Raw genomic sequence first — 14,788 nt, forward strand, 5'->3', positions numbered from 1 at the left:
TTTATCCGCTAACCGTAGACCAGATGCGCGCCGGCCTTCCCGGTCTCATTGACTGTATAGAGCTCGACAATGTGGGCCACTGGGTACAACACGAATCTCCCGATGTGGTCAATGAGCATCTCGTGACGTTCCTGCGTGCTGTTAGCCCCGTCTGACTTGCACCTGCCATTACGGCGCAAGCGGCATCCAATCTTTAGGTGGAAATGACGATGGCGACTGCTAAAAGCCCGGTCTACAACTTGAACAATGGAATCGAAATGCCCGCCATTGGGCTTGGCGTGTTTCGTAGCGAGCCTGAGAAGACCGTAGGTGCAGTAAGGTCGGCGATTGCAAAAGGATACCGGCTCGTCGACACGGCTGCGGCTTACATGAACGAGGAACAGGTTGGAGAAGGTATCCGCGAGTCTGGCGTCCCGCGCGCAGAAATCTTCGTTACCACCAAGGTCTGGATGACCGACTACGGCTATGAGAAGACGCTTCATGCTTTTGATCGAAGTCTTCGCAAGCTAGGCCTTGATTCCCTGGACCTGTATCTGATCCATTGGCCGTACCCCTCCGCCTTCGAGGCAACTATCGACGCTTATAAGGCCGCGATGAAGCTCCTCGCAGAAGGCCGGGTTCGGGCGATCGGTGTGTCTAACTTTGGCGCTAACCATCTCGACAAACTTATCGAACATACCGGCCATATCCCCGCCGTGAATCAGGTAGAACTGCACCCGTTTTTCATTCAAAGCGGACTTCGTGAGGCTAACGAGAAGCGCGGAATCATCACGCAGGCATGGTCTCCCATTGGCGGCATCAATCGCGACGGCGCAAAGGCAAACACCTCAAAAGCGATGCATGACCCTCTCTCGCATCCGACGGTGGTTCAGTTCGCCACGAAATACGCGAAGACGCCTGCACAGATTATCCTGCGCTGGCAGATCGAGTTGGGCACGTCTCCCATCCCCAAGTCCGTGCGTCCAGAACGTATCGCCGAGAACTTCGACATCTTCGATTTCTCGCTTACATCCGATGAGGTTCAAGCGATCAGCGCCCTCGACACGGGAGAGCGAGGCGGCCCAGACCCAGAGCAGGTAAGCGCCCAGTCCTTTCCAATAACCAACCTGGACTAGCGCAGACATGCCCACTTTTTCTCGCCCCACTCCCAGCTCAGCAGGGCACGTCGTCGGTGCCGCTTCCCTGGTGTCGTCCGGCTCGGACTTACCTAACGTGCCCAGACTGAACGTGCGCACCTTCACCTCACCCCGCCACACAACGCGCTATCTGGAGGCCGGGCCGGTCGACGGGCCGTTAATGGTCTTTCTGCACGGGTGGCCGCAGATTGGCCTGATGTGGCGCTCGCAGGTTGAAGCCTTCGCCTCCCAGGGTTGGCGCTGTGTTGCTCCCGATATGCGTGGCTACGGCGGCTCATCGGCGCCCACTGAATCGGGTGCTTATGCCTTGAGCGAGATTGTCGAGGATATGGTCGAGCTCCATGACCATTTGGGCGCGCGCCCGGCAATATGGGTTGGCCACGACTGGGGAAGCCCGGTGGCTGCGGCGTTGGCCGCCCACCACAGGGATCGCAGTCGCGGTGTGGTGCTGATCTCGGTCCCTTATTTCCCGAAGGGATTCGCTTTGCCCAATCTCCTGCCTTTGATCGACCGTCAGCTATACCCCATCGACCGATACCCGGACGGACAGTGGGATTACTTCCGTTTTTACCTGACACACTTCAATCAGGCGGTCAGCGACTTCGAGGGGGACATCCCGGCAGCCTTGGCCTCGACGTTTCGGCCTGGCAACCCTGCGTCTGCGGGATTAGTCTCGCCCTCTGCCTTGATCACACAAAATGGAGGCCGTTATGGCTCGGCTCACCGCGCCCCGCCGACGCCGTCCGACCCCGCGCTCTGGCCATCCGCCGATTTTGACGCCTTGGTCGAGGCGTTCCAGGTCAGCGGTTTGCGCCCAGCCAATGCCTGGTACCTGAACGATAGGGTCAACATGACCTATGCCAACGCTGCACCCGACGGCGGACGCATTCGCCCGCCCGTGTTATTCGTCAACGGTGAGTGGGACCCTATCTGTGACATCAACCGCAGCCGACTCGGGGAGCCTATGCGCGATGCTTGTCGGGATCTTTTCGTAACGAACCTGGCCGCCGGCCACTGGTTGCCGCTCGAACGCAAGACCGAGCTGGTCCACGTGATTCGTTCGTGGCTTGAATTGAAAGGATTGTAGTGGGGGCAGCGGTTTACTGTTGCACAAGCGGCCATCCGCTTTGATGTTCAGTTTGGATGCCGTTAACGACTCAAAAAATTTTTGGGAGATCTTTCATGGCTAATCGGACAATTTTTGTTGCGGGCGCGACAGGCGATACTGGCGGAGCTGCAGCGCTCGAGCTTCTGCATGCGGGAGAGCGGGTTCGGACATTGGTCCGAACGAAAAGCGACCGATCGGAGCGGCTGGAAGCACAGGGTGTCGAGATCGTCGTTGGAGACCTCTCGGATATTGACGATGTCTGCGGCGCGCTCGACGGAATATATTCAGCCTATTTTGTCTTCCCTATCGAGTCAGGAGGGGTCTCGGCTAGCGCCTATTTTGCGCAGGCTGCGCGGGAGACGAAGGTTAGCGCCATCGTGAACATGTCGCAGATTTCTGCACGCCGCGAAGCGAAAAGTCATGCCGCGCGCGATCACTGGATTTCCGAAAGGGTCTTCGACTGGTCCGGTACGCCGGTCACGCACCTTCGCCCCACCTTTTTTGCACAGTGGCTGACCTATCCCGGACAGGTGGCGAACATCAAGACGGATGGCGTGCTGCGACTGCCGTTCGGCGACGGCAGACATGCGCCTATTGCAGCGGAAGACCAAGGCCGCGTCATTGCCGCTGTCCTACGCAACCCCGCGCCCCACGCAGGAAAGATCTATCCATTGTATGGCCCCGTTGAGATGAACCACTATGAAATTGCGTTTGAGATGAGCAAAGCCTTGGGGCGGGAAATAACGTATCAGCCGATCGACCTGGAACTATTCAAGAAGCGCCTAGGTAGCGATGCCAAATTCAGTGACACCTTTGCCCAACATTTGATGTCAGTGGCCGTCGACTACCAGAGCGGCGTATTCGCGGGCACGAATACTCTCGTGAAGGACCTGACCGGCACACCACCAATGACCGTCGAGGCGTTCGTTCGAAAGCACGCGGCTATGTTCGACTGACTGAGCAGACGTGCTGTTTCCTGTGATTGAAGTCCTCTAGTTAATTGAATGCGAGGTGGAGGCTCTTTATTTAATTTGGTCTATAGACAGTCTTTCATTGTTGAGCAAGAAACGGAGTTTTAATTAAGGCGTAGATGGGTAGTTTTCGGTTTGAGGAAAATACATTCCTTTAACGTAAACTAACTCCGAAGGTAACGATTATGTCCCAGGTAGAAGATAACAAAGCCACCGTAGGTCGCTGGTTCACCGAGTTTTGGGGGGACAATTACAACCCGGCAGTGGTGGATGATCTCGCGGCGCCGGATATGGTTCTGCACTATTCGCTCCACGATCCGCGTAACGGCCGTGAAGACATCAAAGCTTTTATGGCTGATTTCCGCGCAGCTTTCCCGGATCTGTCATTCGCAGGCGCAGCCGATCTGATCGCCGAAGGCGATTATGTTGTCGGACGGTGGATCGGCGGTGGCACGCACACGGGCTCCGCTTTCTACGATTTCTTGGCAGGTTCACTGCCTGCCGCGACGGGCAAAAAAATGCGTTTTACAGGCACCACCGTATTGCGTCTTCAAAACGGTAAAATCGTTGAGGAAATAGGGTTGGATGATGGAGTGACCGCATTGCAACAATTGGGCTTGCTGAAAGCTGTCTGAACACTGCCAAGGGCGTGTTTGAAAACGCCTGGCCACTGCGGATGTTTGGTGACGATAAAGCGTTATGAAAAGGCCGTATTCTTTGGAGACGGCCTTTTTAATTACGATGGAATGCTCAAGACTCAATATTCGACTTGGCAAGTAAGGCGTTGCCGTTCTGATTGAGGGAGCCTTCAATGCCCGGCCATTTCAGTCGGGCGATTGATTGCCTGAACGAGGAGGGCGGACCGTCACAGACGACCTTCCTGCTTCAGGATTTCACGCTTACGCTCGCTGCCCCAGCGATAACCTGAGATCGAACCATCGGCGCTAACGACTCGGTGGCAAGGAATAGCAAACGCAAGAACGTTCGCAGCGCATGCTCCAGCCACCGCCCGGACTGAACCGGGTGTGCCGAGTTGCTCGGCAATTTGTCGGTAACTGCGCGTAGATCCATAGGGAATAGCACACAGCGCTTGCCACACTTTTTGCTGAAACGGCGTCCCGCCAACAGTCACGTTCATCAGGTCACAAGACGTGCCTTCCATAACTGCAACGACCTGGGCCAATTCGCGTTGCCATCCGGTGTACTCTTCTACAACTGGATTTTTGGGAAAAGCGGCGATTATTTCGTTGCGCAGTCGATCGGCGTGATCACCCACGAAAATTGCACAAACCCCGTCATCACAACGAGCCGCGAGCAATACGCCATGAGTGCTTTCGCCAATGGCGTAGTGGATGTCACCGGGAACAGGTTTGCCCGGTTCACGGAAATTGAGCTTAACATTTGGAGTGGTGAAGATATTCATGTGCTGAGGTCCTCATTAGTTGATGCCTTATAATGAATGCCGAACCACAAACAAAAACTCCGGTCCTTGCGATCAAATTAATTACGGTTGTTGTTGCGGCGAGGCGTTTGTGGTCAACGCTCGCTGACAGGCCAGTTCTGAGCCCCATTCGAGCTGGCAACCCCGGGATTTTTCCAAGTTGCCGTTAACCGGTTTGGGCCAGCATGGTGCGAAACGGCGTGGTACGCACCAGCGACTCTCACGGGGAAAATGACCGACAAAACATAAAATTTGCGTTTGTCCGTTAGGCGATATATGTCGGCCTTCTAGCGATAGACATGCCTGATGGCTGCCTGTAGCTTTGACAGAACAATTTATATATTAATTATTAGACGTTCACTGCCCACATTTTCTGCGCAAATAGCGGAAGAGTTACGTGTGCCTGAAGTTTTATATGTCCGGCAATGTACTGCATGGCTCTTCGCCTAACACTACTCATGTAAATTCGCTTGGCATGGTGATTGCTAGCAACGTATGTAGCACACACTAATTAGCGAGTACTATTCATGAGTATACGAGAGCATTTAGTTGCGTCCGCGCACGTTAGTTCAAGGAGCGTGCGTTGGAATCAACTTTTAATTGGCATCGTCTGTATGATGGCAATATCCAGCCCGCAATATGTCTGGACATTGTTCACCGGCCCGTTAACCGAGAAACTCGGCGTTTCGCTGGCACAGGTACAGATAACGTTTTCACTATTGATTATCTTGCAGACCTTCTTTTCCCCCGTACAAGGTTATCTGGTCGATCGTTTTGGCATTCGAACGTTGGTGGGCCTTGGCTGTACGCTGTCCGGCCTTAGCTGGGTGCTTGCCAGTCAAGCCTCTTCATTGAGCATGCTCTACCTGAGCTACGGTGTGGTCGGTGGCCTGGGGACGGGGATCGTTTATGTCGGCATCGTCGGCCTGATGGTGCGTTGGTTTCCGGATCGTCGAGGCCTTGCCGCTGGAGCAGTGGCCGCCGGTTATGGTATGGGGGCTATGATCACCACCTTTCCCATAAGCAACAGCCTGCATAACGTAGGCATGGAAACCACTTTGCTAACCTTCGGGCTGGCGTTGGGTGTGGTAGGGCTGCTGGCATCGCTATTTTTGCGCCAGCCGCCGCCGGTACTCAGTGAGACTCCACTGCCGGAAAGCGGACAGACCGTCGTCGATGTGCCACCCAGGGAAATGCTTAAGACCCCGGTGTTCTGGTTGATGTTCGCCATGTTCACCATGATGTCGACCTCAGGTCTTATGGTGACTTCGCAAATGGCCAGTTTCGCCAAGGACTTCGGCATGACTTCTGTAATGGTCATGGGCATGGCCGCCCTGCCGCTGGCTCTGACCATCGACCGTATCTGCAATGGCCTGACCCGCCCGCTGTTCGGCTTGATTTCAGACCGCTATGGCCGCGAAAACACCATGGCGTTCGCTTTCCTGCTGGAGGGCGTGGCCATGACTCTTTGGCTGCTGACCAGCGATAACCCGGTGCTGTTCGTTTTGCTGTCTGGGGTCGTGTTCCTGGGCTGGGGGGAAATATTCTCGCTGTTCCCCTCGACCCTGACCGACACTTTCGGTACTCGCCACGCCACGACCAACTATGGGTTCCTGTACATGGCGCAAGGAATCGGTTCGATCATCGGTGGCCCGGCAGCCGCGTTGCTGCATCAGCATACTAATAGTTGGTACCCGGTTTTCACCGTTGCCATCAGCTTTGACATCCTCACCGCGCTACTTGCGTTTTTCGTACTCAAACGTATTCGCGCCAATTGGATTAGCACGCGCGCCCGTAGTTTCTAAAATAAGGATTGTCCGTATGTTGAATACCACACTTGCCGCTCGCGGCATTGCCGTCGCTCCTCACAGCTTAGCGGCTCAATCGGCCCTGGCAGTGTTGCGTGAAGGCGGCAACGCCATCGAAGCAATGGTCGCCGCTGCCGCCACGATCGCTGTTGTCTATCCGCACATGAATAGCTTAGGAGGCGATGGCTTCTGGTTGATCATGCCTGCCGAAGGCGCGCCAATAGCGATCGACGCCAGCGGGCCTGCGGGTAGCCTGGCAACCCTGGGCCGTTACGAGGGCATGAGTAAGATCCCTACGCGGGGTGCCGACGCGGCGCTGACTGTCGCGGGGACCGTTGGCGGCTGGCAGGAAGCGTTGAGCGTGGCCGCTGAGTTGGGCGGACGAACCCCGTTGCCCCGTCTGCTGGAGGACGCGATCCACTACGCCGGCGCCGGAATTCCAACCACGCTTTCACAGCACATGGCCACCTCCAGCAAGCTAGCCGAACTGCGGGATATTCCGGGGTTCGCTGAAACCTTTTTACACGCCGGTGCGGCGCCTGAAGCCGGCAGCTTGTTCAAGCAGCCACGCCTGGCGGCCACGTTGCGCACCTTGGCTGAGAGTGGTCTGGACAGTTTCTACCGAGGCCCACTCGCCGACTCCATCAGCCGCGATCTGAAAGTGCTGGGCGCACCGGTCACCCGCGAGGACTTGGCCAATTACCGAGCGAAGCGAGTACGTCCTCTTGAGTTAGCGCACAGTGCTGGCACCGTTTACAACTTGACGCCACCCAGCCAAGGGCTGGTATCGCAATTGATCCTGGGCATTTCCGATCACGCCGGCCTGGGCAAACACACAGCGGATACGGCTGACCATATCCATATTCTGGTTGAAGCAACCAAGCTCGCCTTTGCTGTGCGCGATACCCACATCACCGACCCCGAGCACATGACTATTGATCCACAAAGCTGCCTTGATCCAGCCAATCTTCAAGCGATAGCGGCAAACATCGACCCTCAGAAAGCCGCGCTTTGGGGCGAAGGAAAAGGCCCTGGGGATACCGTCTGGATGGGCGTTATCGACAACAACGGCCTGGCCGTATCCTTCATCCAGAGCATCTATCACGAGTTCGGCAGCGGCATTGTGTTACAGGGCTCGGGCCTGAACTGGCAAAACCGCGGCGCCTCCTTCAGTCTGGATCCGCATCATCTCTTGGCATTGAAACCGGGGAAGAAACCTTTCCATACGCTAAACCCTGCAGCCGCACGTCTGAACGACGGCCGTGCCCTGGTTTACGGAACCATGGGCGGTGATGGCCAACCGCAGACCCAGGCAGCAGTGTTTAGTCGTTATGCCGTGTTCGGTCAGCCATTGCAGCAAGCCGTGACGGCGCCGCGCTGGTTGCTCGGGCGAACCTGGGGTGAAAGCTCAGACACATTGAAAATAGAGTCACGCTTCGATGATGAGGTGCTAGACGAACTCAGGGCTCGCGGACACGAAGTGGAAATGCTGAGCCCGTTCACCGAAACCATGGGCCATGCCGGTGCCGCAGTTCGGCTGGTCAACGGTACGTTCGAAGGCGCATTTGACCCTCGTGGAAACGGAGCCGCGGCTGGCTACTAAAGGTACGAGCCTCAAAATATGGCGTGGAAAAGCAGATAAAGACTGGCGGACAGGAGCATGGCTGCTGGCAAGGTGAATACCCATGCCAGCAACAGGTTTCGCACAGTCGCCAGTTGTATCCCGCTGCCATTGGCCGCCATCGCGCCAGCAACCCCTGAAGACAGGACATGCGTCGTTGATACAGGGAGGCCGAACGCATCGGCTGCACCAATGGTGACCATGGTCACCATCTCTGCGCTGGCGCCCTGGGCATAGGTCAAATGTTTCTTGCCAATTTTTTCCCCAACGGTGATCACAATCCGCCGCCAACCCACCAGCGTTCCGAGTCCAAGGGCGATGGCTACCGCGACTTTCACCCAAAGCGGAATGAAGCGAGTGGCCTCATCGATCTGCCGTTTGAATTCATTGAGGTTGTCGCGGGTGTCTTCCGAGAAGGTGACCAACTTTTGCTGGTTCATCAGACGGATGCTTTCGGAGGTGAGGAACATGTCACTGCGCACGTTAGTCATGTCCTGCGAGGGCACATTGTCCAAGGTCCCGTATTGGCGCACTTCTTTGGCAATCAGGCCGACCACGCCTGCCAGCGCAGGCACTAGGTCCTGCGGGGCTTTCCGGCTGCGGACGTACTCAATGAGTACGGCGCGAGGATCGGCGGGAGAGGGCGCAAGCACCGCCTGGGCCAAACCATCGCGCGTAACTTGCGCCACCGCGACGAACTGAGTGGTTTGCGTGGCAGGTACCGCACGATTGAGGGAATACGCCATCGGCAGCATGCCCACCAGGATAAGCATGATCAAGCCCATGCCTTTTTGACCATCATTAGAGCCGTGAGCGAACGAAACACCGCTGCAAGTGAGGATGAGCAAACCGCGAATCCAGGCCGGAGGCGGTTGATCGCCGATGGGCTCCTGGTACAGCTCTTTCTGTTTGACCAACAGCCTTAGCAGGAGAAGCAAGCCGGCTGCGCAGACGAAGCCTACTAACGGTGACAGGAGCAGCGCGTAACCAACTTTGGTGACCTGCGACCAGTCCACTCCTTGAGTGCCTGATCGTCCATCCAGCCAGGCGCTAGTAATGCCCACACCCAGTATTGAGCCGATCAAGGTGTGCGACGAGGACGCGGGTAATCCCTTCCACCACGTCCCGAGGTTCCAGATGATGGCGGCAATCAGCAATGCGAATATCATGACAAAACCATTGCGGGAACCCACTTGGAGGATCATATCCACCGGCAGCAAAGCGACCACGCTGAACGCGACGGCGCCGCTGGAAAGCAGTACGCCTGTGAAGTTGCACAACCCCGACCAGATCACCGCGACATTGGCAGGCAGAGAGTGGGTGTAGATGACGGTCGCGACCGCATTGGCTGTGTCATGAAAGCCGTTGACGAACTCGAAGCCCAAAGCGATGACGAGGGCCAGGGCCAGCATTCCATAGGGCAACCATGTCGTGTAAACGGTTCCTGCATTACCCACGTCCTTGAATATCCTCCAGGCACTGAAGGCCAGTCCGCCGACTAACAGTATGCCGAACAGCGCCATGGTGAGTGGGCCCATACGGTGAAGCCGGGGGCGTGCAACGGATGAATTGCGACGGAGCGGATGGACCATTTACACCTCAAGGGAGTTTGAGCATCACACTGAAGCTATTTCGCTGCAACGATGCAGACTTGAGACTCGGCAATGCCTTGTTAAGTGCGACGGACGCCTCAAATTAATGGGCGAGGGTAGATCAGACAGTGCAGGAGTTTGAATGCTGGTGCTTATCCGACAGCGCTTTTGCACTAGGGTTTGGTAAAGCCAGTTTTTGCTCCTGGCTTCGTCAATTCTGCAAACGGCGATAAAACGGCGGAATCAATGCCCTCCTAGCTGCCCCATCAACCAATCCTTGAACCGCTCTACCTTGCGACTCTTCTTATTACCCGCCCGATAACAAAGAAAATGCATCTCCCTGCGCAGGCAAGGCTCAAACCCCTCCACCACAACCAATTTCCCGCTTTTCAGCTCGTCTTCCGCCAGCCGCGTCGACTCTAGCGCAATCCCCAACCCATCTGCTGCCGCCCCCAGCGCCATCGCCGCCCGGTCAAACGAAGGCCCGGAATATTGCAATTCCCGTTGCACCCCCCGATGCACAAACCAGTCGCCCCACGTGACAGGACTCAACTGAGAGTCAATCAACGGAAACTGAGCCAGCTCCTTTTCTGTTCGAGGCATAGCGTGGCCGATCAAAGATAGCGAAGCCATGGGCGCGATCATTTCCTTCCCCAGTGCCTCATAAACAATGCCGACGCGTTCGATGGGCGCGCCGTATGTCACTGCGACATCCACTTCTTCGTGGCGAATCAGGTCTGGCGGCGTGGCGCTGGAGGTAAGTCGGATGTTGATGGGGTTGGGCAGGTTCATGAACAGGCTTAACCGGGGGGCTAACCACTTCGAAGCGAAGCTGGGGGCGCAGTGGACGGACAAGCTCATTGTTTCAGGCACATGCATCCATTCGGAACAGGCATCCTCCAGTGCGTCGAGGGCAGTGCTGAGTTTGCCAGCCAGTTGCTGGCCATTGGTTGTGAGTTCAACTCGACGGGTGTGGCGTACAAACAAGGTAACGCCGAGGCTGGTTTCCAGATTTCTGATCTGGTGACTGATGGCAGACGGTGTCAGGTGCAGTTCATCTGCTGCGGCGGCAAAGCTCTCTAGGCGCGCGGCTGATTCGAATGCGCGCAGGGAAGCGAAGTTGGGCAAATTTCTCATGGCAAACGCTCATGGGTGAATTTTATTCAACAATCAGTGAAAAGGGATCGTTTGTCAACGCAGTGGCGACTTCGCGACCATCAATCCTGTTCAATAATAATTAAGAGGTCATGAACATGGATCCTTTGTTGCAACTTGCGCCTACCGTGAATGGCAAACGCCGTATCTCTATTTATCAGCCAGAGCAGGAGGGTCTGATATTTCCGGAAATCCCGGAATTCAAATCCCATGATCAAGAACGGCAGTATCGCAAGAAGCACCTGGTTGCAGCGTGTAGGGCTTTTGCCGCGCACAGTCTGGATTATGGATTTGCGGGCCACCTGACGGTGCGTGATCCCGAATTTCCTGAGTTGTATTGGACCAACCCAATGGCGGTTCATTTTTCCAGGGTCAAGCTGTCTAACTTGATCCTCGCCGATCACAACGGCGTTGTCGTAGAAGGCGACTATGCGATCAACCGTGCCGGTTTTGTATTGCACGCGGCTGTTCATGAAGCCCACCCGGATATTGTCGCGATGTGTCATGCCCATACCATTTACGGGATTGCCTGGGCGGCTACAGGGCTGCCATTACCACCGATTTCCCAGGACGCTGCGGTGTTCTTTGAAGACCACGCCGTGATTACCAGCGAAGCTGGGGCAGTGGCCGTCGAAACGAAAGCGGGTAAATCGGTAGCGGAGCACTTTCGCAATGTGCGCGCTGCGATCCATCAGAATCACGGGCTGTTAACCGCGAGTCGCCACAGCATCGACGAAGCCGCTTTCTGGTTCATCGCGCTGGAGCGTTGCTGTCAGCAGCAGTTACTGATCCAGGCCAGCGGTATAACGCCGATACTGGTTACGCCCGAGCGCGCGCGCTACAGCCGAGAAAACGTCGGCAGTCCTTATATAGGCTGGCTTCATTTCCAGGCGCTGTATGACAAATTGGTGTCTGAGCAGCCAGACATGTTTTCGTAAAATCTCTTGCAGGCGCCTTCACATGATGGGCGTCTGCGAGTCGGCCTGACGGCCAAATCGATAGCCTGAAAATAACAACAAATTCGTGGAGATCGGCTATGTCTAGCGTGCTTGAGGCACCGTACCCGGAACAAAAGACCACTAACAGCGAAACTCAACTGTACGCACGGGTGACCTTGCGACTGATTCCTTTCCTGTTCATCTGCTACGTGTTTGCCTATCTGGATCGCGTCAACGTCGGTTTCGCCAAGCTGCAAATGCTTGACCAGTTGGGCTTCAGCGAAACGATCTATGGCTTGGGCGCCGGCATCTTTTTCCTTGGCTATTTTCTGTTCGAAGTGCCGAGCAACATCATGCTGCACCGGGTCGGTGCCAGGCGGTGGATTGCCCGGATCATGATCAGTTGGGGGCTGTTGTCAGCGTGCATGATCTTCGTGCACACCCCAGCGTCCTTCTACATTCTGCGTTTCTTGCTGGGCGTTGCCGAGGCAGGATTCTTTCCGGGGATCATCCTCTATCTGACCTATTGGTTCCCGCCATCCCGCCGGGGAAAAATCACCGCGCTATTCATGACCGGCATCCCTATGGCGGGCGTTATCGGTGGGCCGTTGTCTGGATGGATCATGGCGTCCACTCACGGTGCGCAGGGCTACGCGGCCTGGCAGTGGCTGTTCTTTCTCGAAGCCATTCCCTCGATCATTGCCGGCGTGGTGGTGCTGTTTTACCTGAGCGACGGGATCAAGGATGCCAAATGGCTGAGCCGCCAGGAAAAAGAAACGCTGGTCCACAATCTGGACAGAGAGAAGGGTCAAGCGGAGGTGCATTCTGCATTCGGCGCGTTTCGCAATCGCCGTGTATGGGTCCTGTGTGCCGGGTACTTCGGCTTCATGATGGGGCTCTATGGCATCAGCTTTTGGCTGCCGTCACTGATAAAAAGCTCGGGCATCGACAACCCCGTGCATGTCGCGCTGCTGACCACCATCCCCTACGCGGCAGCCACATTGGCCATGATTTTTACCGGGCGTAGCGCGGACCGTCGAAAAGAGCGGCGTTGGCATGCGGCGATACCGGCCTTATTGGGCGCGGCAGGCTTGGTCCTAAGTACGTTCACAACTCACAATCCAATGATTGCCATTATGTTTTTGTCCATAGCGACCATGGGCATCATGACCGGACTGTGTCAGTTCTGGTGCTTGCCGCCAGCATTTCTAGGTGGTATTGCAGCGGCGGCGGGCCTTGCCATGATCAACTCCGTAGGGAATCTGGCCGGGTTCATCAGCCCTTATCTCATCGGATGGGTCAAGGACGCGACGCAGAGTACGGACATCGGCTTGTATTGCGTTGCAGGGTCATTGGTCTTTGCAGCGTTTATCTGCCTGTCGATGCCAAAGGCCATCGTCAACCGTTGATGACATCCCACCGAAGATTGAAGAACGCCAACCCGCCCCGAAACGTGGCGGGTTTTTTATTTTTCCAGGTACCGACCCAGACGCTCAGCGAGGCTTTCCCTGGCCCGAGTGGTGTGGTGGTCGGTGAGTTCTCCAGCAAGCGCCACGTTACCTTGCGTGATCGCTTGCGCGATGGCTTCGTGTTCATCCCAAATCGTCTGGCGCTGTTCGCTGGATTGCAGCACCGCGCCCATGGCTCGGCGCAAGTGGACCCAATAAACCTCTGCGCTTTGGGCAATGAGCGGATTGCCCGAGGCGACGTAGATGGCGTTATGGAATGCCACGTCGGCATCGATCATGACTTTTACGTCCTTGCCTTTTGAGACGTCGCGACCGTAAGTGATCAGCGCAGGGTCCATCTGATGCCGTTTACCGGCAGCCAACTTCGCCGCCAGGTTGTCCAGCGCGCCTCTGATCAGATACAGATTGCTGATGGACTCAACCGTCAATGGCGTCACCAGCACCCCGCGTCCCGGCGCGTCCTGCACCAGCCCGTCCTTTTTCAGCAGGCGCAACGCCTGCAAGACGGGGGAGCGGGAGATATGCATCTGCTCGGCAATTTCTTCCTGAGTGATGCGGCTGCCCGGTGCAAGCGAGCCGTCGCTTATAGCGTCAAGCAACGCTTTGTAGACCTCATCAACGTAATCAGGGCGAGTTTGAACTCGCTGAAGCTTGGCATTCATAAACGGGCTCTGAGGTGAGCTAACGGGTTTGGATTGAATTCGAGCTGCATTGTCCATCTTCTCCTCGGCATTTCCAATTGTCCCTTGACTTGAGACAAGCATAGGTCAAGACTCTGAACTCTGTATACAGAGTTCAGAACTCATTACTCTAATAAAAACGGAACCCAAGCCATGAGCGAAAAACTTGATAAGCATGACGATGATCAACGTGGCAGCGGTGCCGCAGCCAGCGCCGTGCCAAAGAAATTGATTGCCTACGGCGGTTATCACACCAACAAACAAGCCGAACATGATCCTGAATTGACTGAAACCGGGCCGGGCACGCCGATGGGCGAATACCTGCGCCGGTTCTGGCACCCGGTGTGTATGACGTTGGAGCTGACCGATACGCCTCGCTTCCTCAAGATCATGGGCGAGGAACTGGTCGCCTTTAAAGACGGCAGCGGACAGGTCGGCCTGCTGCATGCGCATTGCGTACACCGCGGCGCTTCGCTGGAGTACGGCGCGATTCAAGAGCGCGGCATCAAGTGCTGCTATCACGGGATGGTGTTCGACGTGGATGGCGCATGCCTGCACGTACCTTTCCCGGCCGGCGAAGAAAAAGACGGTGAGAAGTATGCGTGCTCGATTCGCCAGGGGGCTTACAAGGCCTTTGAACGACACGGCCTGGTTTTCGCTTACATGGGCCCTCCGGATGAGGAGCCACCGTTTCCGGAATGGGAGCAGGATTTCACCGTAGCGGAGGGCGACGAACTGGTCGGCTATAGCAACTTTCAGCACTGCAACTGGCTACAGGTGCAGGACAACGCCGCTGATAATTTTCACCCCACCGCGTTGCACGCCGCCAAAAACGTCGTGAACAAGCAATTCCAGGGCACGACCTTTGA

Annotated in this window: 13 protein-coding genes; 9 read left to right on the top strand and 4 right to left on the bottom strand. The window is 56.1% G+C overall.

The features are described 5' to 3' along the window. Positions 1-209: 209 nt before the first annotated feature. The 4 genes from JWR17_RS13890 (at position 210) to JWR17_RS13905 (ending at position 3,850) form a co-directional block, all read left to right on the top strand. The gene (locus JWR17_RS13890) at positions 210-1,115 is read left to right on the top strand and encodes an aldo/keto reductase (protein WP_299832385.1); all 906 of its coding nucleotides are present in this window, start codon (positions 210-212) and stop codon (positions 1,113-1,115) included. A gap of 7 nt (positions 1,116-1,122) precedes the next feature. Further along, positions 1,123-2,223: an alpha/beta hydrolase gene (locus JWR17_RS13895; RefSeq protein WP_299832387.1), complete on the top strand. Its 1,101-nt coding sequence runs from the start codon at positions 1,123-1,125 to the stop codon at positions 2,221-2,223. Positions 2,224-2,318: 95 nt separating this feature from the next. Next, positions 2,319-3,200, top strand: a complete 882-nt coding sequence (locus JWR17_RS13900; protein ID WP_299832389.1) for an NmrA family NAD(P)-binding protein — start codon at positions 2,319-2,321, stop codon at positions 3,198-3,200. 200 nt (positions 3,201-3,400) lie between these two features. After that, positions 3,401-3,850, top strand: a complete 450-nt coding sequence (locus JWR17_RS13905; RefSeq protein WP_299832391.1) for an ester cyclase — start codon at positions 3,401-3,403, stop codon at positions 3,848-3,850. A gap of 230 nt (positions 3,851-4,080) precedes the next feature. Here JWR17_RS13905 and JWR17_RS13910 read toward each other — a convergent pair whose 3' ends face one another. Continuing rightward, positions 4,081-4,638, bottom strand: a complete 558-nt coding sequence (locus JWR17_RS13910; RefSeq protein WP_299832394.1) for a methylated-DNA--[protein]-cysteine S-methyltransferase — start codon at positions 4,636-4,638, stop codon at positions 4,081-4,083. 545 nt (positions 4,639-5,183) lie between these two features. On the opposite strand from JWR17_RS13910, the gene oxlT reads away from it, so the two are divergent. Then, complete coding sequence (gene oxlT, locus JWR17_RS13915) at positions 5,184-6,461, top strand: oxalate/formate MFS antiporter (protein WP_299832395.1); 1,278 nt, start codon at positions 5,184-5,186, stop codon at positions 6,459-6,461. 16 nt (positions 6,462-6,477) lie between these two features. Then, complete coding sequence (locus JWR17_RS13920) at positions 6,478-8,067, top strand: gamma-glutamyltransferase family protein (protein WP_299832397.1); 1,590 nt, start codon at positions 6,478-6,480, stop codon at positions 8,065-8,067. 11 nt (positions 8,068-8,078) lie between these two features. Here JWR17_RS13920 and JWR17_RS13925 read toward each other — a convergent pair whose 3' ends face one another. Together JWR17_RS13925 and JWR17_RS13930 are read right to left on the bottom strand one after the other, a co-directional pair. Continuing rightward, positions 8,079-9,623, bottom strand: coding sequence for an inorganic phosphate transporter (locus JWR17_RS13925; protein ID WP_299832399.1), 1,545 nt, complete (start codon positions 9,621-9,623; stop codon positions 8,079-8,081). 297 nt (positions 9,624-9,920) lie between these two features. Continuing rightward, positions 9,921-10,814 (bottom strand): LysR substrate-binding domain-containing protein, encoded by an 894-nt coding sequence (locus JWR17_RS13930; RefSeq protein ID WP_299832401.1) that lies wholly within the window; start codon positions 10,812-10,814, stop codon positions 9,921-9,923. A 116-nt stretch (positions 10,815-10,930) separates the two neighbouring features. Between JWR17_RS13930 and JWR17_RS13935 the strand changes: the two genes are divergently transcribed. Both JWR17_RS13935 and JWR17_RS13940 read left to right on the top strand, forming a co-directional pair. Then, positions 10,931-11,770: a class II aldolase/adducin family protein gene (locus JWR17_RS13935; RefSeq protein ID WP_299832403.1), complete on the top strand. Its 840-nt coding sequence runs from the start codon at positions 10,931-10,933 to the stop codon at positions 11,768-11,770. A 98-nt stretch (positions 11,771-11,868) separates the two neighbouring features. Further along, entirely contained in the window at positions 11,869-13,179 is a 1,311-nt protein-coding gene (locus tag JWR17_RS13940) for an MFS transporter (RefSeq protein WP_299832405.1), read from the top strand. A gap of 56 nt (positions 13,180-13,235) precedes the next feature. Here the strand turns inward: JWR17_RS13940 and JWR17_RS13945 are convergent, their stop codons facing one another. Next, positions 13,236-13,901 (bottom strand): GntR family transcriptional regulator, encoded by a 666-nt coding sequence (locus JWR17_RS13945; RefSeq protein WP_299832407.1) that lies wholly within the window; start codon positions 13,899-13,901, stop codon positions 13,236-13,238. 171 nt (positions 13,902-14,072) lie between these two features. Here JWR17_RS13945 and JWR17_RS13950 point away from each other — a divergent pair. Further along, the coding region (locus tag JWR17_RS13950; RefSeq protein ID WP_299832409.1) for a Rieske 2Fe-2S domain-containing protein at positions 14,073-14,788 on the top strand (716 nt) is incomplete at its 3' end.

This window comes from Pseudomonas sp. (genome assembly GCF_028293835.1).
Classification (GTDB): domain Bacteria; phylum Pseudomonadota; class Gammaproteobacteria; order Pseudomonadales; family Pseudomonadaceae; genus Aquipseudomonas.

Bases quoted from the DNA above. Each gene is read 5' to 3' on its own strand.
- JWR17_RS13890 (WP_299832385.1), top strand. From the start codon at position 210: ATGGCGACTGCTAAAAGCCCGGTCTACAACTTGAACAATGGAATCGAA.
- JWR17_RS13895 (WP_299832387.1), top strand. From the start codon at position 1,123: ATGCCCACTTTTTCTCGCCCCACTCCCAGCTCAGCAGGGCACGTCGTC.
- JWR17_RS13900 (WP_299832389.1), top strand. From the start codon at position 2,319: ATGGCTAATCGGACAATTTTTGTTGCGGGCGCGACAGGCGATACTGGC.
- JWR17_RS13905 (WP_299832391.1), top strand. From the start codon at position 3,401: ATGTCCCAGGTAGAAGATAACAAAGCCACCGTAGGTCGCTGGTTCACC.
- JWR17_RS13910 (WP_299832394.1), bottom strand. From the start codon at position 4,638: ATGAATATCTTCACCACTCCAAATGTTAAGCTCAATTTCCGTGAACCG.
- oxlT (WP_299832395.1), top strand. From the start codon at position 5,184: ATGAGTATACGAGAGCATTTAGTTGCGTCCGCGCACGTTAGTTCAAGG.
- JWR17_RS13920 (WP_299832397.1), top strand. From the start codon at position 6,478: ATGTTGAATACCACACTTGCCGCTCGCGGCATTGCCGTCGCTCCTCAC.
- JWR17_RS13925 (WP_299832399.1), bottom strand. From the start codon at position 9,623: ATGGGCCCACTCACCATGGCGCTGTTCGGCATACTGTTAGTCGGCGGA.
- JWR17_RS13930 (WP_299832401.1), bottom strand. From the start codon at position 10,814: ATGAGAAATTTGCCCAACTTCGCTTCCCTGCGCGCATTCGAATCAGCC.
- JWR17_RS13935 (WP_299832403.1), top strand. From the start codon at position 10,931: ATGGATCCTTTGTTGCAACTTGCGCCTACCGTGAATGGCAAACGCCGT.
- JWR17_RS13940 (WP_299832405.1), top strand. From the start codon at position 11,869: ATGTCTAGCGTGCTTGAGGCACCGTACCCGGAACAAAAGACCACTAAC.
- JWR17_RS13945 (WP_299832407.1), bottom strand. From the start codon at position 13,901: ATGAATGCCAAGCTTCAGCGAGTTCAAACTCGCCCTGATTACGTTGAT.